We start from the raw sequence: 19,558 nt of genomic DNA on the forward strand, positions 1-19,558 counted from the left end.
GTGAGGCCGCCGGAGAAGGAGACGTCTACGGAGTGTCCGGTTCCCACCGGGACACCACGACGTCGGCCTTGCGCACAACCCGTTCCCCCTGGACGAATCCGGCCGCCACGACGCGCGCCACCGTCCGGTCCGCCTCGGGACCTTCGGCGGCGACGCGGTCCACCGGACGTTGCAACGCCATGTCGAACGGCTCGCCGGGCCGGGGCACGTACCGCTCTGCGCCGGTCCTGGCCACGGTGTCCGCCGCCTCGTCGGCCAGCGCGGTCAGCAGGGCACGCAGCTCGTCGACGCTGAGCGGGCCGGTGACGTGTTCGGCCTGGCGCAGGATCTGGTCGTGAAGCCGGATCAGGGAGTGGCGCACGATATCGAGCGCCGTCTCCATCTCGCCCTGGCGCAGCCGCTCGACCTCGTCGTGCAGCCTGGTCACGATCTCCTCACGGCGCTCGGCGAGCTGTTGCTGACGAGCGAGCGCCGCAGTGAACTCGGTTGCGAGCGAGCAGGGTTCGACTCCTTCTGACACGTCAGTCACAGTAGACCACAGGGGCACGACGCGTCTCCGGAACGGTGACGATCGTCAGCCGCCGAAGGTGATGGAGCCGTGCACGTCCCGCATCTGGACGACGGTGTTCTGAGTGCCTCCGGAGACCTCGTTGTGCACATCGCCCGCACCGGTCCGGGGGCCCTCCAGAGCTTCGGCCTCCCGCCGCCAGACCGCGAGGGCCTGGGCGAATGCGGGGTCCTGCCGGGCGCGGTGAGCCAGTACCCCGGCCAGCTCGATGGCGCGCTTCTCGTTGTCAGGCGCCTCGGCCAGGGCGGTCAACTCGCTCTGGTCGCCCGGCTCTCCGCCCGACCGCCGTCGTCCGGCCAGGTCCCGCAGGGACGTCCAGATCTGCTCCCCTGCCGCACCTGCGGTGCCTCCGGCCAGGGCCATGAGTAGTTCAGGTGCAATCAGGTCCACGAGGCCCTCCACCGTCCACCGTTTCCCACACACAGGTCGTAGGCCGAGCGTAGGGCACGGCGCGCTTGCAGAGACCCGAATCCGGCCGTACCGCCCGTCCCCTCCACAGGACCGGGCGGTACGTGCCGGGCGGTGCGTGCCGGCCGCGACGGCCGCGCCCCTGTCAGGGACCGGTGTCCCCCGGGTGGGAGCAGAGCCCGCCTTGGTAGTTGCTGTCGTACCAGGCGCCGGTGGCGTCGAGGTCCAGGTTGGTGCGTCCCGGTCCCACGCAGCGGTGGTAGTCGCCCCGGGGCCACCGCTTGACCTGGATCCACACATTGGTGTTCGTGGCGCAGTGCTCGTAGTAGGCCCGTTCGCCGTTCCTGCTCTCGTTCCAGCCGCACCCCTGGATCCGCTCGGGAGCGGCCGTTGCCGGGGTGACCGCAGAGCAGGCGAGGGCGCCGGCCAGGGCTACGGCCGCAAGGCCGAGCCGGGGTGCACGCCGGACCGCCGTGGCGGCAAGTGATCCACGGAGTTTCATCTGTCGTCTCCTTCACCGAAGGGTGGTACCGGGACCGGCCCGGCACCGCTTCTGACGACGCCAGAGTGGCCTGGCGAGAACCGTGCCACCAAGTGTTTCGACGGTGATCAAAATAGGTGGAACAGATTTACCGGGATCGAATACGCGCCCCTTTCCCAGGTGCGGCGACGGATGAGTCGTAGTACTTCTGGGGAGTCCTGGAACTCGCACGTTCTCACCTGGAGCCGTCGATGGCCGTTCGTCGTGTCGTGCCCAACATCCAGTCAGAGGCTGTCCAAGAGAGCCGCGAGTTCTATGGCCTGCTGGGTTTCGAGGAGGTCATGAACCACGGCTGGATCATGACGATGGCCTCCCCGTCCAGTCCGGCGGCGCAAGTGAGCCTCATGGCCGCCGACAAGACCGCCCCGGTCACTCCCGACATGAGCGTTGAAGTGGACGACGTGGATGCGGCCTACGCAGTCATGCGAGACAGCGGTGCGGAGATCCTTCATCCCCTGCAGGACGAAGAGTGGGGGGTGCGGCGGTTCTTCGTTCGCGATCCCAATGGCCGGGTGATCAACGTGCTGGGCCACTGCTGAGACCGCTGCCGCGGGGAAGTGGTCGGGCCCGGCCCAGAACCCCGGCCACCGGCAAGGCAGCTTGGGAGCAGATCACGGACGTGTGCGCGGGACAGGCGGTCGGCAGTCCCCAACCCCTCAAGGGAAGCGTGGACTTCGTCGCCATGGTCCCGGCGAAGGGCAACGACGACGGCAAGCTGCTCACGCTGGCGCGCCGCTACCGCGACGAGGCCACCGCGACCGGGCAGGAGTGCGCGCTCGTCATCGGGCTCAACGAGGGCTACCCCTACGGCGAGAGCGACGCCGAACGCGAGGAACGCGTCGCACGGCAGCGGCAGGTCATCAACGGCACCCACCAGGCCCTGCTGCGCAACTACGTCGACGCGTATCGTCGGCTCCCACGCTGAGCACGGAATGGCTCGTTGGGCTCACACGTCCGAGAGTTCGCCGTGTGAGCCCGCCGAGCCGGTTCACCGGCCGGTGTTTACGGCCATTCCCACCGTACGGCCGGCTTGCGGTTGAGGACTCGGTGCAGCAGAGCAGCCATGTTCGCTCACCTCCCTCCGGTTTCGTGGACCTGCTTCACGGTGCGGTGCACCGTGAAGGAACGGGGGACGGCGCCCTCGATCATGGCCGGGCGCAGGTCTGCGCCGGTGATGGTCAGGCGGGCGTCGCCGGTGAGGGCTGTCAGCGCTTCGGTCATCAGCACGTGTGCCACCGCTGCGCCGGCACAGGTGAAAGGGCCTGCGCCGAACGGTATGTAGGGACCGTGCGGGGCCGGTTCCGCCCACCGTTCGGGGCGGAACACCTCGCAGTCGGTCCAGCCTTCTTCGTCGTGGTGCAGCAGGTAGGGGCTGACCGAGATGGTGTCGCCCGCCTGGAACGGGACGCCGCCGAATTCAGTGGGGCGGGGAACGGAACGGCCGACCATCCACACCATCGGGCGGTGCCGAAGTGCTTCTCGTACGATCCAGTCCGCTTGCCACGGCAGTGGGGAATCCGATGCGTGGTGCGAGAAGGCCAGCAGGACGGCCCACGCCAGTGAGGCGCTGACGGGTGCCACGATCGACCGGTACATCGTCAGGAAGACCTCGGCCACGGTCCGGTCCGTCAACTCGTCCGGGCAGGCGCCGAGCACGGCGTCCAGGACATCGCGGGGTTCGTCCGCACCGTTTTCCCGGCGGTGTCCGACCTGTTCGGTGACCGCCCCGACGAACTTGGCGCGCAGGAGTTCCGCGCGTGCCCGTTGCCACACGCGTGGGGCCTGGAACACGATTCCGCCGTGCACGGCCCTGTTCATCAGGCGCCGGACCCGCGGCGGGGTGTCCGGGTGCAGGAGCAGATCGGCCAGACAGCGGTACACGAGGTCGGTCGCCGTGGTCGGCCATGGCGTGGTCGGCGGCAGTCGGGCCGTCTCGACGGTGAGTGCTTCGCGGTACTGCGGTACGTGCGCCCGCAGGAGGTTCCGTACCGCGTGGCCGACCTCGACCTGCGCGGAACGGGTCGGCAGCAGGTCCCCGAAGAAGCCCGATCTGCCGGAGTTGAACTCCGGGCCGCGCAGCAACACCTGTGCCATTTCGGCATCGCTCACGCACCAGCCGCCCCAGGGCAGTTGGACGATGCCCGTCGCGCTGCGGCGGCGAAGTCTCTTGAGGTACTCGAACGAGTCGTTGCGGTACTGACGCTGGTAGCCCACCCTCAGCCACCCGCCTGGCAGAGGGTTGCCCGGACCCAGGTCCGGTCCTCGGTGAGGAAGGTGTCGAACTCCAGGCCCGCCTCGTGCAGGCAGGTGACGAGCTGCGCGTCGTCGAGCTCGTGGTTGGTGATTTCCTGCTGCCAGGTCCGGCCGTCCATCCGGTACTCGACGGTGGCGACGACCAGGTTGTCGCGGAGGCGGCGCACATCGGCGACCGCGATGACCGCTCCGCCGCTCTCGGTGGGCCCGACGGCGGACAACGGTTGCGGCACGGCGCGGCAGATCAGTACCGCACCGTGCGGCCGCAGATGGATCCGGCAGGTGTCCAGGAACCGGCGGCGCAGGCTCTCGTCGGCCGAGTTGAGCAGGAAGGAGCCGAGCAGTACGGCGTCGAACCGCCGGTCGAGCCGCAGATCCTCGATGCGGGCGCAGACCGTTTCGGTGCGGACGTGTTCGAGCATCTCCGGGGACTCGTCCACTGCCACCACGGAATGCCCGAGCGCGACGAGTTCGTGGGCGACCCGGCCGGCGCCGGAGCCCAGGTCGAGGATCGTCGCCCCTTCGGGGATCGCCCGGTGCACGATCGCCGGTTCGTCCCTGGCCCCGAAGAGCGCGAAGAACTCCACGGGGCTTCCGTCCGGGGCGATCGCCCCGGGCCCGGTGCCCGACTGACCCATGCTCCCCATGACGCATCCCCCCGTGTGGCCGTGAGCACCGGCCCACGATGCGCTCAACGCACGCTGCCTGCAAAAGATTTGCCCACGGGCGCATCTTCGACAGGTGGTCATGTTCGCGACAAGCCGCCAGGATCTCGGCCGCGTCCGGTTCGCCTGGTCCCCGGCCTGGGAGACGCTGCAGGCCGTGCGAACGCTGATCGACCCGCGCGCGCGTCTGCACCACGAGTCCTGGTACGCGGCAACAGCCGGCGAAGCCGCTCGACTGCATCTCACACCCTTGTTTGCGGTCAATCCGCTGCGCGGATCGGTCCCCGGCTTCCTCGCCCCTCCGCCGCGCACGCCGGCGCCCACGTTCCACGACCAGCTGGCGGAGATCCGGTCGACGCCCACGACGCAGGTGGCCAAGGAACTGATGAGATGTCAGGCAACACTGCGGGGAGCGGCATCGGAGACCGTCGATGCGATGCTCGCCGATCCGGCCACCGCCCGTGACCTGCTCGCCGATCAACTGCACGCCGCGTGGGAGCAGCTCGTCGCGCCGTTCTGGCCACGCATCCAGGCCGTGCTCGACACGGACGTGGCCCACCGGTCGCGGCAGCTCACCGACCACGGACTGCGCCCGATGCTCGACCGGATCGACCCGCGGATCACCTGGCAGGACGGCACCGTGATCGTGGACGACGGCGTGGACCTCACTGCCGAACCGCGCGGCCGAGGCATCGTGCTGATGCCGAGCGTCTACCTGTGGCCTGCGGTGATCGCGATAGCCGACGAGCCGTGGCAGCCCGCGATCGCCTACCCGGCACGGGGCATCGCCGACCTGTGGCGCCCGAGCGCGCCGCCGGACACCCTCGCCCGACTGCTCGGACGGACCCGCGCGTTGTTACTGGCCCGGCTGGACCGTCCCGCATCCACCACCACACTGGCCCGGCTCCACGGACTGAGTCCGGGCGGCACCTCCAAGCACCTCCTCGCCATGCGCGACGCGGGTCTGCTCGCCGGCATCCGGTACGGCCACGAGGTCCGCTACGAACGCACCCGGCTCGGGAACGAGCTGGTCCGCCGGGCCGAGCGGGTCGGCGGGCCGCCGATGTAGCCGCCCCCCGGCCGATGGCGAAAGCGGGAACTTCCCGGATCCTTCGCGCGTTACGGGGGACGACCTGATCGTTCGACGTGTGACACGACGGCAATGCCGTCGCCGGGAGAAGTGAGCAACCCATGGCCATGGTGGGCCTGTTCTGGATCGCCGAGGGCGACGTGTACGTGGGCGCGAAGCCATCCGGTCTGGCTCCCGGCGTACGCCTGACCCCCGAGGGCGTGGTGGCCCTCGGCGACGGCCAGTCCGGCCTCTACCTGTGGGAGGACGTACGCGCCCTGACGGTGGCGGGTTTCCCCGTGAAATCCCTGAGGCGGCAGGCCGACGTGGTCAAGAACCTGGCTCTGGACATGGTGATGAACCTGGCTGTGCCCATGGGCCCGGGCCAGACGGGCGATGCCCCGCCGACGATGACGGTGCACGTGGAATCATCCGACGGTGACCACGAGTTGACGGCCTACACGGCCGCGGCCGTCGGCTACTCCCCTGCTGAGGTCGACCTCTCCCGAGCCCTCCTGTCCCGCCTCACGGAGGGCGCCGCGACGATGGCCACCACGCTGGCGGCGATCTCGGAGTGGGGCCGCGCATGGGAGGGAGGGTCGCCTCGGGCGGCGGAGCGGGAGAGGTTGTTGCGGGGGTGGGTGGGCTAGCCGAGCAGGACCGACCGGAACCGCGGTGCGAGCCGATGCGGACCACCATCGCCGCTCGACGTCGAAATCCGGGTGCGGAATGCTCGTCCGAGGTGTTCTCTCATCGCATGGACACAACACGCCCGGTCCGCCTCCAGCCCTGGTCGGACGTTGACCTCTGGTTGCTCCGCCGCCGCAACACCCCGGACATGACGGCACACCTGGGCGGCCCGGAATCGGACACCGCACTTCTCGCCCGTCATCGCCGCTGGACGGCGATGAGCGCGCAAGCGCCGCACGAGGGCCGGGTGTTCCGTGTGGAGGGCCCAGCGGGGAACACCGTGGGCACGGTCTCCTTCGTTCCGAAGGAGCACGATGGAGAGCCGATCTTCGAGGTGGGCTGGGGCGTCCTTCCGGAGCACCAGCGCCAAGGCTGGGCCACGGCCTCCGTCTGCGCTCTCCTCGCCCTCTTGGCCGCCCTCCCGCCGGCGCATCGCCGCCCGGCCGCCCACGCCTTCCCCCGCGTGACGAACACGGCCTCGAACGCAGTCTGCCGCGCGGTGGGCTTCACCTTCGTCGGCGAAGCGGTGCACGAGTATCCCCCTGGCCACCACCACCCCAGCAACAACTGGCGCTACGCCTTCCCTTAGGTTCTGGCCGGCGGGTCATCCTCACGGTTGGGGCCCGCAGAAAGCGACCGGGCTGCGCAGGCCGGAGCGGTTGAGCGCGCGGAGGCCGAAGAATACGTTGTCCTTGGACAGGTTGACGGTGTGCCGGGTCACGTTCCCGGCCGGGATGACATGGGTCCACTCCGAATCGGTGGTCTCCCGCCACACCACCTCGTACCCGGCGAGGTCCGGCTCCGGGCCGCGTTCCCACACCAGCTCGGTGGAGTTGCCGAGGGCTGCGGTACGGATCTTCACGCCGCGCGGTGTGCCGGGGGCCTGGGCGAGCGACCACAGGGCGGCCGCGTTCACCCGGGCCACCCGGGCGATGAAGCCGAAGTCGCAGAACTCGGGCAGGTCCCCGTACTGCTTGCCCTCCACCACCCGGACGTCCTGGTGCTGGTGTGCGTAGTTCTCGGCGGGCTCGGTGAACCGCGCTGCCGGATAGGCCTGTTGGAGGAACGGGATGTGGTCGCCGCTGCGCAGGTAGCGGTCGCGGCGGTACACCACCCGCACCCGCATCCCCGTCGCGTCGTTCTCGGCGGTGTCCCGGACGAACCGGGCCAGCTGGCGCGAGGGCGAGTCGTTCTCGCCGCCCACCGAGCGGCGTATCTCGGCCTGCTCCGGCGTCTCCGAGGTCGGCACCCCCTCGGCGAACAGCCGGATCGTGTGCGGGTCGCGCGAGCCGTCCTCGGCGGTGGGGCTCCCCACGATGTCGTTGGTGAACATGCCCTGCACGTCGGCCTGCCGGCCCCGGTACGTCTGGGCCATGTGCCCGGACCCGTACAGCCCCTGCTCCTCGCCCGCCACCGCCGCGAACACCACGGTCGCGGCCGGCCGCCGGGTCGCGAAGACCCGGGCCAGCTCCAGGGCGACGGCCACGCCGGAGGCGTCGTCGTCGGCGCCGGGTGCGTCGTCGGTCGCGTTCATGGGGTCGCTGTTCCGCGAGTCGTAGTGCCCCGAGACCACATAGATCCGGTCGGGCGTCACCGAACCCCGAAGCGTGGCAACGACGTTGCTGATCCTGGTCGCCACCGGGATACGTGCCGCGGGCTGCTGTACGTACGACTGGAGCTCCACGGTCATCCGGCCGCCGGAGGCCTGTGCGCAGTGGCGCAGCTCGGCGAGGAGCCAGTCGCGGGCCGCGCCGACGCCGCGTACGGGGTCGTCCTGGGTGGACAGGGTGTGCCGGGTGCCGAAGGAGACCAGTTTACGCACCGTCGCCTCGATGCGGCGCGGGTCGATCTCCCGCAGAAGTGCCCGGAGTTCACGCGAAGGGGGCTGTTCGGTGGGCCGACGGCGGGCGGGCCCTCCGGGCTGCGCCGGTCCGGACTGTGCGGATCCGGCCGCCGCCGACGGCATCGCCGCTGCCGACGGCAGTCCGAGAGCCGCCGCACCGACCGTGGCCGCGCCGAGCACCGTACGCCGCGCCGTACCCCGCCCGCTGTGCCCGATGTTCCCGTCATGACCGCTGTGTCTGCTGCCCACGTCCTCACCCGGCTGCGTCATGTCGCCATCGTCACGCCCGCCCCATCACCCCCGCAAGACCCGGTTTCGGCCCGGCAGGAAGCAGTTCGCTGGTCCCACCTGTGCGCATGGTCCGGGCCGAGACGACAGCAGTAGCCCCGGTACAGGCCGGAACGAGCGATGCAAGATCGTTTACCCTGCTGGTTGTCCGAACCTCCGCGTCAGCGGTGGAGGCTCAACACCCACCTGAGGAATACGTTGTTCGACCTCATCGTCATCATCCGGGTCCCCGAGAGCTGCAACGTCGACCCCGTTGCCGACGCCCTGTCCCGGATGCGCCCCTTGTGCCTGGCAGAAGACGGCTGCGTCAGCTGGGAGGCATACCAGTCACACGAGGAACCCGGCCGCTTCGTCCTGGTCGAGCACTGGGCCAGCCGCGCCCATTGGGAGGCCCACGATGCCGGTGACGCCATCCAGAAGATCTACATCCCGGAGATCATGCCGCGCATCGAGCGCGAAGTGCATCCAAGCATGCGTGTGGGCAGCGCGGACAGCAGGCACGAAGCGGTAACTGACTGAACCTGCCACGTCGTTCGACCGACTCGCCGCCCTTCAGGCCAGAACAGGCAAGCGTCAATTACAAGTTGACGACGAATGATCGTCAACTTACGATTGACGCATGAGTCCACTCGACATCAGCCTTGCCGACCTGATCGCCCGGCTCGACGAGGAGCTCCCCGGCGCCGACGAACTGGCCCGCATCAGCGAGGCGCGACTTCGCGCCCAGACACTGTCCGACCTCGGTGACCAGCTCATCGACCACTACGTCAGCAAGGCCAAGCAGACCGGCGCGTCATGGACCGAGATCGGCGACGCCATCGGAGTGTCCAAGCAAGCCGCCCAGCAACGCCACACGCCCGCCGCATTCGAGCGGTTCACCAACCTGAACCGGCACAGCATCGTGCTGGCGCAGGAGGCCGCCCGGACGCACAAGCACGACTTCATCGGCACCGAACACATGCTGCTCGGCCTGCTCGGCGAACCGCGGGGCCTGGCATATGAGGTGCTGGTGGCGAAAACCGAATCGGAGCAACGCATCCGCGACGCGATCGAGGAAGCGATGCCGCCGGCCGGGAAGAAGGCGCTGCGGGGTCACATCGCGTTCCGGCCGGAGAGCAAGGAGGCCATCGAGCAGGCACGCCGCGCGTCGGCCGACCTCGGCCACGACTGGGTCGGCACGGAACACACGCTGCTGGGCCTGATCCGCGCCGAGGAAAGCCCGGCCGCGCAGATTCTGCGCAGCCTCGGCCTCACGTCGGACGAGCTGCACGAGACGGTCAAGACCGAGATCGCCAAGCGGCTCGCCATGCCTGACAAGCCGTAACAAACGACACGGGGCGGTGCATCCGCACCGCCCCCACCCGACGTCGCCAAAACCTTTGCAGTGCCGGTCCGCGAAGCGTCAACGCTGCGGCGGCAGGAGCGGCGGGACGAAATGACAGCTGGGCTTCACCGCACGGACCGGGTCGAGAGTGTTGCGGGCGATGCGCAGGACGATGTCGATGCCGACACCGCCGTCGTCGACGTGAGCGCCGTCATCGCAGCGATCAGCATGATCAGGGCTGCCGCCTGAATGATTCTGCGTGGTCTGCACCGCTTCTCTTGGTCGGGCATGGGAGCGGTATAACACGAGTTGCTGCGCCGCAGGTTGCTCGGCGGGCAGAGCCGTCAGGCGAGTGCGGCCAGGGCGGCGGCGGAGACGCTGTACGCGGTGCACAGCACGGTCCCGATCCGGGTGGGCCGCTGGAGTCCCAGTCGGGTGCTCGGGATGCCGCTGGCATTGCCTCGGCGCTCCACACTGAGGCCTGAAAGGGTGACGAATTCTTCTATCCCGTGGCCTGCCGCATAAGCACCGACCGCAGCCAGAAGGGCCCGCGGGGCGGGGCCGAATCCGGCCGCTGCAGGCCGCGAAATCGTGTCGGTCGACGAGCCGGGGCCGACCGGTGAGGAGCCGGCCAGCCTGCTGATCTCCCAGATACGGGAAGAGCACGGTGATCGACGGCCTGCAAGGGCGGGCTGGAAGGCTTTGACGTCACGAAGCATGTGCGGGCCGGTGGTGGGCAGAAGTCGGACGCAGCCCACCACCGCATGGCTGGCGCGGTGTACCGCGATGGCGTAGACGGGGTTCAGATCGTCGAACTCATCGCGTTCCAGCCCTCCTTCACCGCTGACTTCCCAGCCGAGCTGCTGATGGAAGACCTTGTAGCGGAGCCGGAACATCTGCTCCAAGAGCGTCGGCGTCATGCCCGGGTCGCCGGGCCCACCGGTCACCACCTCGTACGCCGTGCGCGGGCACAACTCCGTTCGCACTGGAGCCCTCAATTCCCTGATATCCCGCACAACCGTGCGCCCCTCGTGTCCTAACGGAGGGATGCTACTTGATCTTGGATGGGCTCCAGTCTCGACGGCCGAGCACACAGTGAGCACGTCCTGCGTTGCCCGAGACCGTGAGTCCGGCGCGCTCCGCAAATCTCGCCTGAACCTCGTCCCGCCCCTCCCCCTTCCGCGATGCACACGCGAAGAGTTATAGTCTCTAACAGACGCGATGCCCGCTAACGCACGGGGCTCGTAGTGCGGACAACAAGGCCATACGAAGCAGCAGGAGGGAACACCCCATGCATGCCACCGATCTCCACGTCGTCCTCGGCTCCGGCCCGGCCGGCTCGACCCTCGCCGGTGAGCTGGCCCGCCGGGGACACATGGTTCGTCTCGTCGACCGTTCCGGGACCGGCGTGGCCCCCGACGGAGTCACCCGCGCCCGGGGCGATGTCGGCACCGTCGACGGCGCTCGGGCCGCCATCAAGGGCGCCGCCGTCGTGTACCACTGCGTCAACGTCGCCTACCACCAGCAGATCGACGTGATGCCCGGCATCCAGGACGCCATCCTCGGCGCGGTCCAGGCCGAGAGCGCCCGCCTGGTCGTACTCGACACGCTCTACCCCTACGGCGAGACCCACGGCCAGGTCATGACCGAAGACACCCCGTGGAACGCGACCAGCGCCAAGGGCAGGATGCGGGCCGCCCTCGACGCGAAGTACCTGGCCGCGCACCGCGACGGCCGTGCCGGTGTCGTTCTCGGCCGCTCGGCGGACTTCGTCGGCCCCGGCGTGCTCAACTCCACCCTGGGCGGCACCGTCTTCCCCGGTGCTCTGACCGGAACCGAAGTGCTGGGCCTGGGCGACATCGACCTGCCGCACAGCTACACCGACATCCGCGACGTCGCCGCCGGCCTGGCCACCCTGGGCGAACACCCCGAAGGCGACGGCCGTGTCTGGCACCTGCCCACCGCCCCCGCCCGGACCACCCGCGAGATCTTCCAGCGGATCGAGCGGCAGGTCGGGCAGCCCCTGAAGACCACCGTCATGAGCGAGCCGCGCCCCTTCGGGCCGTTCGACGAGGTGTTCATGGGCTCCTACGCCGAGCTGTTCTACCAGCACACCGAACCGCAGGTGATGGACTCCACCGCGATCCAGGAGGCCTTCGGCCTCAAGCCGATCGCCCTCGACACGACCCTGGACGACACTCTCGCCTGGTACCGCTCATTCCTTGCCCGGGCCCAGCACTGACCGCGGTCACCCGGGCGCTCTGAACACGATGCCAATCACAGACAGCGAGCGGCAGCAGAGCGCCCCGGCGCCGGTTCACGCCTGGAACTCGGTGAGATCGATGGCGTGAATGCGCAGCGGGTAGCCGTACACCGGGTGTGCCGTCTCCCGCTCAAACTCCATGCCGAGCTTGCGGATGACGTTCTCGGAGGCGCTGTCCCCCACCTGGCTGATGCTGATGACGCGGTCCAGGCCGCGGTCCTGGAGCGCGAACTCCAGCGTGGCGTGCGCGGCTTCGGACGCGTATCCCTGGCCCCAGAAGTGTGAGCCGAGCCGCCAGCTGATCGCCACGGCGGGCATCACCTCCGGCAGGAACTCGGGCACGGACAATCCCGTGAAGCCGATCAGTTCGCCCGAGGCCAGCAGCTCGACGGCGAAGAGTCCGAAGCCCTCCTCGTCCCACTCCTCTTCCCATTGCTCGATGGCCTCGGCCGTGTCCTCCAGGTCGCGCACCGAGCCGTCGTCGACCCAGCGCATGACCCGCGGGTCCGCGTTGATGTCCGCCATCGGCACGAGGTCGTCGTCGTGCCAGCTGCGGAGGAGGAGACGGGGGGTACGGATCTCAGTCATGCGCCCATCCTGCCGAAAGCAATCCCCTCATCGGAAATCCGGCGCTCGCGCCGTCGTACGGCTCGTCACACGGTCCGCGGCCGGCCGGGGGTCGGGGCGGAGCGGGTCGCGAGGTAGAGGGCGACGGCCCAGCCGATGAGGGTGCTGCCGAAAACGAGGTTGATGGTCAGGATGAGCAATCGTTTGGGATGCCTGCGGCGGAACGCGATGACCGACGGCACGATGTACAAGGCCAGGATGACGACGCCGAGGACAAGTGCCTCGAGCGGTCCTATGTCGCTGAACATCGGCTCAGCCTATCCCGGTGCTCCTGCCGTGCATCCCTGGGCGTTCAGGGTGGCCGGCCCTCCCCCGTCAGTGAGTGACGACGGACCTGATGTCGGCCTTCATGTCCGGATGGAAGGTGCAGTGGTAATGGGAAACGCCGACCGTGTTGAAAGGCACCGGATCGGAGGTCAGCCCCGGGGCAATGGTGCCGGTGTCCCACGTCACCGGCTGGTTGGGGTCGGACGTCGCAGTGTGGTCGACGCTGTCCTGGTTCGTCCAGACGACGGAGTCGCCGACGTTGATCACCAGGTCGTCGGGAACAAAGGCGAAGTTCTGGATCAGTACCGTGTGCTGGGTTGGCATGAGCAACCCCTTTCCTCGCGGCCGCCCCTCGCCGGATACGAGGTTCGAGCCCTAAACGGAGTACGAGGTCTGTGCCCAGATTCACCCCGGCAAACCCTGCATCACTCGAATCAGCTACCGAGCCGGGGCAATTGAGGCGCAGGGCGTGCCGGTGAGTGATGGCGCTCCGCCGCCAAGGGCGACTTCATCGACGTCGGCCACTCAGCGTGACACCCAGAATCTGTCAGTAACACTCCAGCGCAGGAATGCGCGGTGGTGGTGCCGGGGTGAGAGTGGGCAGAGGGGACGCCGCAGAGAGCGAAGGGAGTGGCGACATGCAGATCAAGGACTCTGTCGTCCTCGTGACAGGCGCCAACCGCGGTATTGGCCGGGCTCTGCTGGACGAGTTCCTGGCCAGGGACGCAGCCCGTGCTTACGCGGCAGCCCGGCGGCCGGAGGCGCTGGAGCCGGTGACCGCGGCGGACCCGGACCGCGTGGTCCCGCTGGTGCTCGATATCACCAGCCCGCAGGCGATCGATGCGGCCGTACAGGCCGCGCCGGATGTGACGGTCCTGGTCAACAACGCGGGGGTCGTCGACCTCGGCCACCTGATCGACATGGAGTTCGATGCCGTCGAGAACGTCCTGCGCACCAATGTCCTGGGCCCCCTGCGGATGGTCCGCGCTTTCGCCCCGGTGATCGAGCAGAACGGCGGTGGCGCCATCGTCAATGTCATCAGCGTCGGAGCGTTCGGCGGCACCCCGGGCATGGGCGGCTATCCGGCTTCCAAGGCCGCGCTCAACCTCATGACCCAGGCCTTCCGCGAGGACCTCGTGCCGCGTGGCATCACCGTGCACGGCGTGTTCCCGGGCCCGGTGGAGACCGACATGCTCGCGCAGGCCCTCAGCTCGGCCCCGGACCTCAGCACCTACCAGTCGACGACACCACAGGAGGTGGCTCGCGCCGTTCTGGACGGACTGGAACGCGGAGATCCGGAGATCTTCCCCGACCCCGTCTCCCGCGAGATCGGCGAGACATGGGCGCGCGCCCCCAAGGACGTCGAACGACGGCTCACCCAGATGCGCTGACCGCTCTGCTCCGCCCTGCCCTGCTTCACGTCTACTTCACGAAATCGTCCACGACCTCGGGCGGCCAGATGCCGACCTTGAGCACACCCATGGAGTAGGCGCGGGAGACCAGCGCGGCACGGTTGGGCACCTTCAACTTCCGCATCAGGCAGGTCACGTGGTACTCGACGCCGTGCCGGCTCAGGTAGAGACGCGAGGCCAGCGGGACGGTGGAGATGCCGGCGGCGATGCCTTCGAGGATGCGGGCGTCCATCTCGGACAGGATCTTCTTCCGGTTGGTGACGACGCGCGCTCCTTCCGTGCTCCGCGTCGTGGGCATCATGACCACGATCGCCGTCGTGCCGGGCAGACCACCGCGCACCGCAACTGCCGTGAGCGGAACGGTGAACGCGGACTCCTCGCCCCGGCCCACGGCGATGACGGGGGTGACGAAGCGCTGGTGCCTGCCTTCGAGCAGGTGCGAGAACTTGCGCATCAGCGGCTGCTGGACGCTGGGGTGCACCACATCGCGGATGCTGCGGCCGCACAACTCCTCGGACGAGACGTTGAATTGCCGGAAGAACTCCTGGTTCGCCTGCTGGAAGGTCAGGGCCGCGTCGAGGCTGGCCATGCACACGCCGGTCTGGTCGGACGGCCGGCCGTCCGCGTTCATGACCTGATCCAGCGGATTGCCGTGCGCCACGAGCGGGGCCGCATCAACGAGGGTGGGGGCTGCATTCGCCAAGGGGGAAGTCCCTTTCATCAAACTTCACATGCAGGGCCAATTCGTTTAGGAGGCTAGTTAACTGCCGGATCGGGGGTCAACGTCCGCCGCCCGTGGGCGCTTAAATCTGCGGCTCCGCCGAAAAGGTTCGGTTTCCGGGTGACGGCTTCGGTGGCCCCGTACGGCCGAAATCCCGCCAGTAACGGCATTTTTGCGCCACCCCTGCGACACATTCTCACCCCGCACGCACGAGCGGCTACGCTCTGTGAATGTTTCGGAATCGTGAACACCGCATCACAGGTACCGAACCGCAACCGGCATGCAAATGAGGAGAGTTCGCCGCCGAATCCCAATTCAGCACCGGAATACCCCGGAGGAGTTCGCGTCACCCCCGGTTGCCACCCCCTCGACAAAAACACGTCAAGGAATCCGGGGGTACGCGAGATGTCGCGCCGGATGTTGCACCGGCCTCCGCCCGGGCGCGCCACGGCCACCGGGCGCGAGGGGCCGGGCCGGGGGCGAAGTCTAAGGATTTCCCGGCGTCGGGCGTGAGATCAAAGGTGGGTACGGCCAGCCGACCCACACGGGGGCGTGCTCGACGACGCCCGCCTGCCACCGCCGAAAGGGAACCCATGGACTCCGCCCAACGGCCGATCCTCTTCGTCAGCCTTCCGGAGAGCGGCCTGCTCAACCCACTGCTCGTGCTGGCGGGCGAGCTCTCCCGTCAGGGGGTTGAGGACCTCTGGTTCGCCACCGACGAGCCGCGGCGCGACGACGTGAAGTCGATCGCGGAGCGCTCTCCGGTGGAGTTCGCCTCCCTGGGCGAGGTCATCTCCGAACTGTCCGCGGTGACTTGGGACGACGCCGTCTACCGCGAGGTCACCCAGTCCTCGCGCTTCAAGGCTCATCGCGCCGTCATCAGGCAGTCCTACAAGCCCGGCATCCAGGACATGAAGCTCCGGCGGCTCGAAGCCGTCGTCGACGAGGTGCAGCCGGCGCTGATGGTCATCGACTGCATCAGCGGTTTCGCGATCGACCTCGCCATCGCCCGGGGCATCCCGTTCGTGCTGAGCGTGCCGTTCGTGCCCAGCAATGTACTGACGGCCTACACCCCGTTCGGCAAGAGCTACACCCCCAAGGGCTTCCCGGTCCCCCACACCGGGCTGTCGGCCAAGATGAGCCTCGCCGAGCGCATCAGCAACGAGCTGTTCAAGATCCGGACCTTCGCGATGTTCTGCACGCCCGAGATGGGCAAGGTCTTCACCGAGGACAACCGGCGCCGCAAGGCGCTCGGCATCCCGCCGGTCAGCCCGATGACGAGGATCGACAAGGCCGAGATGGTCCTGTGCAACTCGATCGCCGAGCTGGACTACCCCTTCACCATCCCGGAAAAGATGCAGCTGGTCGGCGCGATGGTGCCGCCGCTGCCGGAGGCGCCGGACGACGAGGACCTCTCGGGCTGGCTGGACGCCCAGTCGTCCGTCGTCTACATAGGGCTCGGGACCATCACCCGGCTGACCCGGGCGGAGGTCGCCTCCGTCGTCGAGGTCGCCCGCCGGCTCGAAGGCCGTCACCAGGTGCTGTGGAAGCTGGCCAAGGAGCAGCAGCACCTGCTGCCGCCCGAGGAGTCGCGGCCGGCCAACCTCCGCATCGAGAGCTGGGTCCCCTCCCAGCACGACGTCCTCGCCCACCCGAACGTGAAGGTGTTCTTCACGCACGGCGGCGGCAACGGCTTCAACGAAGGCGTCTACTTCGGCAAGCCGCTCGTGATCCGGCCGCTGTGGGTGGACTGCTACGACCAGGCCGTCCGCGGCCGGGACTTCGGCATCAGCCTGACCCTGGACCGGCCTCGGTCCCTGTCCGCCGACGACGTCGTCGACAAGATCACCCGGGTGCTCGACACCCCCTCCTTCAGCAAGAACGCCGAGCGGCTCGGGGCCCTTCAGCGCGCCGCGGGCGGCCGTGAGACCGCCGCATCCCTGATCCTCAAGCTCCCGGCCCTGGCCTGAGCCGCCCGCGCGCCAACGCGCCCGCACCACAACGACAAGAACGACAAGAACGACAAGGAAGAAGCCGACGATGCCGTTCAAGTACCCCGTGTCCAGGCCCGCCCTGGACGGCAGGGAGCTCGAGTACGTCACCGCCACCGTCAGCGACGGCTGGATATCCTCCCAGGGGCCGATGATCCAGCGCTTCGAGCGCGCCTTCGCGGACTACAACTCCGTTGCACACGGCGTCGCCTGTTCCTCCGGGACCGCCGCCCTCACCCTCGCCCTGCGGGCCCTGGGCATCGGCCCGGGCGACGAGGTGATCGTCCCCGAGTTCACCATGGTCGCCTCCGCATGGGCGGTCACGTACACCGGCGCGACGCCCGTCTTCGTCGACTGCGCGGACGACCTCAACATCGACGTGACCCGCATCGAAGAGAAGATCACCCCGCGGACGAAGGCCATCATGCCCGTCCACATCTACGGCCGGCGCTGCGACATGGACGCGATCATGGACATCGCGTTCCAGTACAACCTGCGCGTCGTCGAGGACTCCGCCGAGGCCCACGGCATCCGCCCGGTCGGCGACATCGCCTGCTTCTCGCTCTTCGCCAACAAGATCATCACCTCGGGCGAGGGCGGCATCTGCCTCACCGACGACCCCAGGCTGGCCGGGCAGATGGAGCACCTGCGCGCCATGGCCTTCACCAAGGACCACAGCTTCCTGCACAAGAAGGTCGCCTACAACAACCGCATGACGGCCATGCAGGCCGCCGTCGCGCTGGGCCAGGTCGAGCGGCTGGACGAGATCCTCGAGATACGCCGCACCATCGAGAAGCGCTACGACGAGGGCCTCGCCGACGTCCCCGGCATCACGCTGATGCCGCCGCGCGACGTGCTGTGGATGTACGACCTCCGGGCCGAACGCCGCCAGGAACTGCAGGAGTTCCTGGCGGGCGAGTCCATCGAGACCCGCCTGTTCTTCAAGCCGATGAGCCGGCAGCCCATGTACCTCGACCCCGTCTGGCCCTCGCTCAAGGCGAACGTCTTCGCCGAGGACGGGCTGTACCTGCCCACCCACACCGGACTGACCGCCGCCGACCAGGACTTCGTGATCAGCAAGGTCCGCGCCTTCTACGGCGTCGGCTGACCGGCCCGTCCGAAAGGGGACAACCGCACATGACGCACACCGACCCGATGGTGGTCGACTTCCCGCTGCGCAAGCCCGGCGTGCCCTTCCCGCCGCCCGGCTACGCCGACTACCGGCAGCACGAGGGGCTGGTCCTCTCGCACCTGCCCAACGGCGACCGGGTCTGGCTGGTCACCCGGCACGAGGACGTACGCTCCGTCCTGACCAACTCCAAGATCAGCTCCAACCCCGCCCACGAGGGCTTCCCGAACGTCGGGGCCACCCTGGGAGTGCCCAAGCAGGAGCAGATTCCGGGCTGGTTCGTGGGCATGGACTCCCCCGAGCACGACCGGTTCCGCAAGGCACTCATCCCGGAGTTCACCGTCCGCCGCGTCAAGGCGATGCGGCCGGCGATCGAGCAGACGGTGGAGAAGCGTCTCGACGACATGCTGGCCGCCGGGAACACCGCCGACCTCGTCGCCGACTTCGCCCTGCCCATCCCCTCCCTGGTGATCTCCGCGCTGCTCGGCGTGCCGCCCTCCGACCGCGACTTCTTCGAGTCCAGGACGCGCACCCTGGTCGCCATCCGCTCCTCGACCGACCAGCAGCGCGAGGCCGCCGCCAAGGACCTCCTGCGCTACGTCGGCCGGCTCGTGGAGATCAAGTCGAAGTGGCCCGGCGACGACCTCGTCAGCAGGCTGCTGGCCACCGGCGCGATCGCCCCGCACGAGATGCCGGGCGTGCTGATGCTCCTGCTCATCGCCGGGCACGAGACGACCGCCAACAACATCGCACTCGGTGTGGTCACCCTCCTGACGAACCCCCAGTGGATCGGTGACGACCGGGCGGTGGAGGAGACGCTGCGCTTCCACTCGGTCGCCGACCTGGTGTCGCTGCGCGTGGCGGTCGAGGACGTGGAGGTCGCCGGGCAGCTCGTCAAGGCGGGCGAGGGCATCATCCCCCTGGTCGCCGCGGCCAACCACGACGACACCGCCTTCGAGTGCCCCCACCGGTTCGACCCCTCCCGGTCCGCCCGGCACCACGTGGCCTTCGGCTACGGCGTGCACCAGTGCCTGGGCCAGAACCTGGTGCGGATGGAGATGGAGGTCACCTACCGCAAGCTCTTCGAGCGCATCCCGCAGCTCGAACTCGCCGTGCCCCTCGACGGACTGGCCGTCAAGTACGACGGCGTGCTCTACGGCCTCAGCGAACTGCCCGTCCGCTGGTAGCCCCCCCTTCCACCGAGTCTGCCCGCCGGACGGTCCGAGCACCGTCCGGCGGGCCCCATTCCACCGCAGGAGAGATACACGATGCGCATCACCGCCGACGTCGACCGCTGTGTGGGAGCAGGTCAGTGCGTGCTGACCGCTCCGGAGGTCTTCGACCAGGACGAGGACGGACTGGTCACCCTCCTGGGCACCGGCGACGGTCACGAGGACCGGGTCCGGCTGGCGGCCGGTCTGTGCCCGTCCCGCTCGCTCACCGTGCACGAGGACTGACGACAACCCGGGCGATCCGCGAGCCGCGCCCCCACCGATGAA

Annotated in this window: 25 protein-coding genes; 13 read left to right on the forward strand and 12 right to left on the reverse strand. The window is 68.8% G+C overall.

The genetic code is table 11. The annotated features are described in order from the left end of the window. Positions 1-25 precede the first annotated feature (25 nt). The 3 genes from ACWD4B_RS16435 to ACWD4B_RS16445 form a co-directional block, all read right to left on the reverse strand. Positions 26-520: a nucleotide exchange factor GrpE gene (locus ACWD4B_RS16435; protein ID WP_451421369.1), complete on the reverse strand. Its 495-nt coding sequence runs from the start codon at positions 518-520 to the stop codon at positions 26-28. Between the two features lie 54 nt (positions 521-574). Continuing rightward, positions 575-958: a hypothetical protein gene (locus ACWD4B_RS16440; protein ID WP_451421370.1), complete on the reverse strand. Its 384-nt coding sequence runs from the start codon at positions 956-958 to the stop codon at positions 575-577. A gap of 163 nt (positions 959-1,121) precedes the next feature. Further along, on the reverse strand, positions 1,122-1,478 hold the full coding sequence (locus ACWD4B_RS16445; RefSeq protein WP_451421371.1) for a DUF6355 family natural product biosynthesis protein: 357 nt from the start codon (positions 1,476-1,478) through the stop codon (positions 1,122-1,124). 230 nt (positions 1,479-1,708) lie between these two features. Between ACWD4B_RS16445 and ACWD4B_RS16450 the strand changes: the two genes are divergently transcribed. Continuing rightward, complete coding sequence (locus ACWD4B_RS16450; RefSeq protein WP_451421372.1) at positions 1,709-2,056, forward strand: VOC family protein; 348 nt, start codon at positions 1,709-1,711, stop codon at positions 2,054-2,056. A gap of 128 nt (positions 2,057-2,184) precedes the next feature. Beyond that, positions 2,185-2,442: a hypothetical protein gene (locus ACWD4B_RS16455; protein WP_451421373.1), complete on the forward strand. Its 258-nt coding sequence runs from the start codon at positions 2,185-2,187 to the stop codon at positions 2,440-2,442. A gap of 146 nt (positions 2,443-2,588) precedes the next feature. Here ACWD4B_RS16455 and ACWD4B_RS16460 read toward each other — a convergent pair whose 3' ends face one another. Next, positions 2,589-3,731, reverse strand: coding sequence for a cytochrome P450 (locus tag ACWD4B_RS16460; protein WP_451421374.1), 1,143 nt, complete (start codon positions 3,729-3,731; stop codon positions 2,589-2,591). Positions 3,732-3,733: 2 nt separating this feature from the next. Next, on the reverse strand, positions 3,734-4,417 hold the full coding sequence (locus tag ACWD4B_RS16465; RefSeq protein ID WP_451421375.1) for a class I SAM-dependent methyltransferase: 684 nt from the start codon (positions 4,415-4,417) through the stop codon (positions 3,734-3,736). A gap of 100 nt (positions 4,418-4,517) precedes the next feature. Here ACWD4B_RS16465 and ACWD4B_RS16470 point away from each other — a divergent pair, with 100 nt between their 5' ends. The 3 genes from ACWD4B_RS16470 (at position 4,518) to ACWD4B_RS16480 (ending at position 6,783) form a co-directional block, all read left to right on the forward strand. Continuing rightward, positions 4,518-5,504: a DUF5937 family protein gene (locus tag ACWD4B_RS16470; RefSeq protein WP_451421376.1), complete on the forward strand. Its 987-nt coding sequence runs from the start codon at positions 4,518-4,520 to the stop codon at positions 5,502-5,504. A gap of 122 nt (positions 5,505-5,626) precedes the next feature. Then, positions 5,627-6,154, forward strand: a complete 528-nt coding sequence (locus tag ACWD4B_RS16475) for a hypothetical protein (RefSeq protein ID WP_451421377.1) — start codon at positions 5,627-5,629, stop codon at positions 6,152-6,154. Positions 6,155-6,261: 107 nt separating this feature from the next. Beyond that, positions 6,262-6,783, forward strand: a complete 522-nt coding sequence (locus ACWD4B_RS16480; RefSeq protein WP_451421378.1) for a GNAT family N-acetyltransferase — start codon at positions 6,262-6,264, stop codon at positions 6,781-6,783. Between the two features lie 21 nt (positions 6,784-6,804). On the opposite strand, the gene ACWD4B_RS16485 is transcribed toward ACWD4B_RS16480, so the two are convergent. Beyond that, positions 6,805-8,307, reverse strand: a complete 1,503-nt coding sequence (locus tag ACWD4B_RS16485; protein WP_451421379.1) for a M20/M25/M40 family metallo-hydrolase — start codon at positions 8,305-8,307, stop codon at positions 6,805-6,807. A 216-nt stretch (positions 8,308-8,523) separates the two neighbouring features. On the opposite strand from ACWD4B_RS16485, the gene ACWD4B_RS16490 reads away from it, so the two are divergent. Next, positions 8,524-8,844, forward strand: a complete 321-nt coding sequence (locus tag ACWD4B_RS16490) for a putative quinol monooxygenase (protein WP_451421380.1) — start codon at positions 8,524-8,526, stop codon at positions 8,842-8,844. A 100-nt stretch (positions 8,845-8,944) separates the two neighbouring features. Further along, positions 8,945-9,649, forward strand: coding sequence for a Clp protease N-terminal domain-containing protein (locus tag ACWD4B_RS16495; RefSeq protein ID WP_451421381.1), 705 nt, complete (start codon positions 8,945-8,947; stop codon positions 9,647-9,649). Between the two features lie 78 nt (positions 9,650-9,727). On the opposite strand, the gene ACWD4B_RS16500 is transcribed toward ACWD4B_RS16495, so the two are convergent. Both ACWD4B_RS16500 and ACWD4B_RS16505 read right to left on the reverse strand, forming a co-directional pair. Continuing rightward, positions 9,728-9,919: a hypothetical protein gene (locus ACWD4B_RS16500; protein WP_451421382.1), complete on the reverse strand. Its 192-nt coding sequence runs from the start codon at positions 9,917-9,919 to the stop codon at positions 9,728-9,730. Between the two features lie 74 nt (positions 9,920-9,993). Beyond that, positions 9,994-10,569 (reverse strand): acyl-homoserine-lactone synthase, encoded by a 576-nt coding sequence (locus tag ACWD4B_RS16505; protein WP_451421383.1) that lies wholly within the window; start codon positions 10,567-10,569, stop codon positions 9,994-9,996. A gap of 371 nt (positions 10,570-10,940) precedes the next feature. Here ACWD4B_RS16505 and ACWD4B_RS16510 point away from each other — a divergent pair, with 371 nt between their 5' ends. Then, positions 10,941-11,891: an NAD-dependent epimerase/dehydratase family protein gene (locus ACWD4B_RS16510; RefSeq protein ID WP_451421384.1), complete on the forward strand. Its 951-nt coding sequence runs from the start codon at positions 10,941-10,943 to the stop codon at positions 11,889-11,891. A gap of 75 nt (positions 11,892-11,966) precedes the next feature. Here the strand turns inward: ACWD4B_RS16510 and ACWD4B_RS16515 are convergent, their stop codons facing one another. The 3 genes from ACWD4B_RS16515 to ACWD4B_RS16525 all read right to left on the reverse strand — a co-directional run bounded on the left by ACWD4B_RS16515 (position 11,967) and on the right by ACWD4B_RS16525 (position 13,130). Then, positions 11,967-12,500, reverse strand: coding sequence for a GNAT family N-acetyltransferase (locus ACWD4B_RS16515; protein ID WP_451421385.1), 534 nt, complete (start codon positions 12,498-12,500; stop codon positions 11,967-11,969). Between the two features lie 65 nt (positions 12,501-12,565). Continuing rightward, entirely contained in the window at positions 12,566-12,787 is a 222-nt protein-coding gene (locus tag ACWD4B_RS16520) for a superinfection immunity protein (RefSeq protein ID WP_451421386.1), read from the reverse strand. Between the two features lie 67 nt (positions 12,788-12,854). Next, positions 12,855-13,130 carry a cupredoxin domain-containing protein gene (locus ACWD4B_RS16525; RefSeq protein WP_451421387.1) on the reverse strand — a complete coding sequence of 92 codons (276 nt, stop codon included), beginning with the start codon at positions 13,128-13,130 and terminating at the stop codon, positions 12,855-12,857. A gap of 314 nt (positions 13,131-13,444) precedes the next feature. Here ACWD4B_RS16525 and ACWD4B_RS16530 point away from each other — a divergent pair, with 314 nt between their 5' ends. Continuing rightward, complete coding sequence (locus tag ACWD4B_RS16530; protein WP_451421388.1) at positions 13,445-14,197, forward strand: SDR family NAD(P)-dependent oxidoreductase; 753 nt, start codon at positions 13,445-13,447, stop codon at positions 14,195-14,197. Positions 14,198-14,228: 31 nt separating this feature from the next. On the opposite strand, the gene ACWD4B_RS16535 is transcribed toward ACWD4B_RS16530, so the two are convergent. Then, positions 14,229-14,849 carry a LuxR C-terminal-related transcriptional regulator gene (locus ACWD4B_RS16535; protein WP_451421395.1) on the reverse strand — a complete coding sequence of 207 codons (621 nt, stop codon included), beginning with the start codon at positions 14,847-14,849 and terminating at the stop codon, positions 14,229-14,231. Between the two features lie 683 nt (positions 14,850-15,532). On the opposite strand from ACWD4B_RS16535, the gene ACWD4B_RS16540 reads away from it, so the two are divergent. From ACWD4B_RS16540 to ACWD4B_RS16555, 4 genes are all read left to right on the forward strand, one after another. Then, positions 15,533-16,909: a glycosyltransferase gene (locus tag ACWD4B_RS16540; protein WP_451421389.1), complete on the forward strand. Its 1,377-nt coding sequence runs from the start codon at positions 15,533-15,535 to the stop codon at positions 16,907-16,909. Between the two features lie 70 nt (positions 16,910-16,979). Continuing rightward, positions 16,980-18,038: a DegT/DnrJ/EryC1/StrS family aminotransferase gene (locus tag ACWD4B_RS16545; protein WP_451421390.1), complete on the forward strand. Its 1,059-nt coding sequence runs from the start codon at positions 16,980-16,982 to the stop codon at positions 18,036-18,038. Between the two features lie 29 nt (positions 18,039-18,067). Then, the gene (locus ACWD4B_RS16550) at positions 18,068-19,246 is read left to right on the forward strand and encodes a cytochrome P450 (RefSeq protein ID WP_451421391.1); all 1,179 of its coding nucleotides are present in this window, start codon (positions 18,068-18,070) and stop codon (positions 19,244-19,246) included. Positions 19,247-19,327: 81 nt separating this feature from the next. Further along, positions 19,328-19,516: a ferredoxin gene (locus ACWD4B_RS16555; RefSeq protein ID WP_336413908.1), complete on the forward strand. Its 189-nt coding sequence runs from the start codon at positions 19,328-19,330 to the stop codon at positions 19,514-19,516. Positions 19,517-19,558: the final 42 nt, after the last annotated feature.

The organism is Streptomyces sp. NPDC002536 (genome assembly GCF_053594995.1).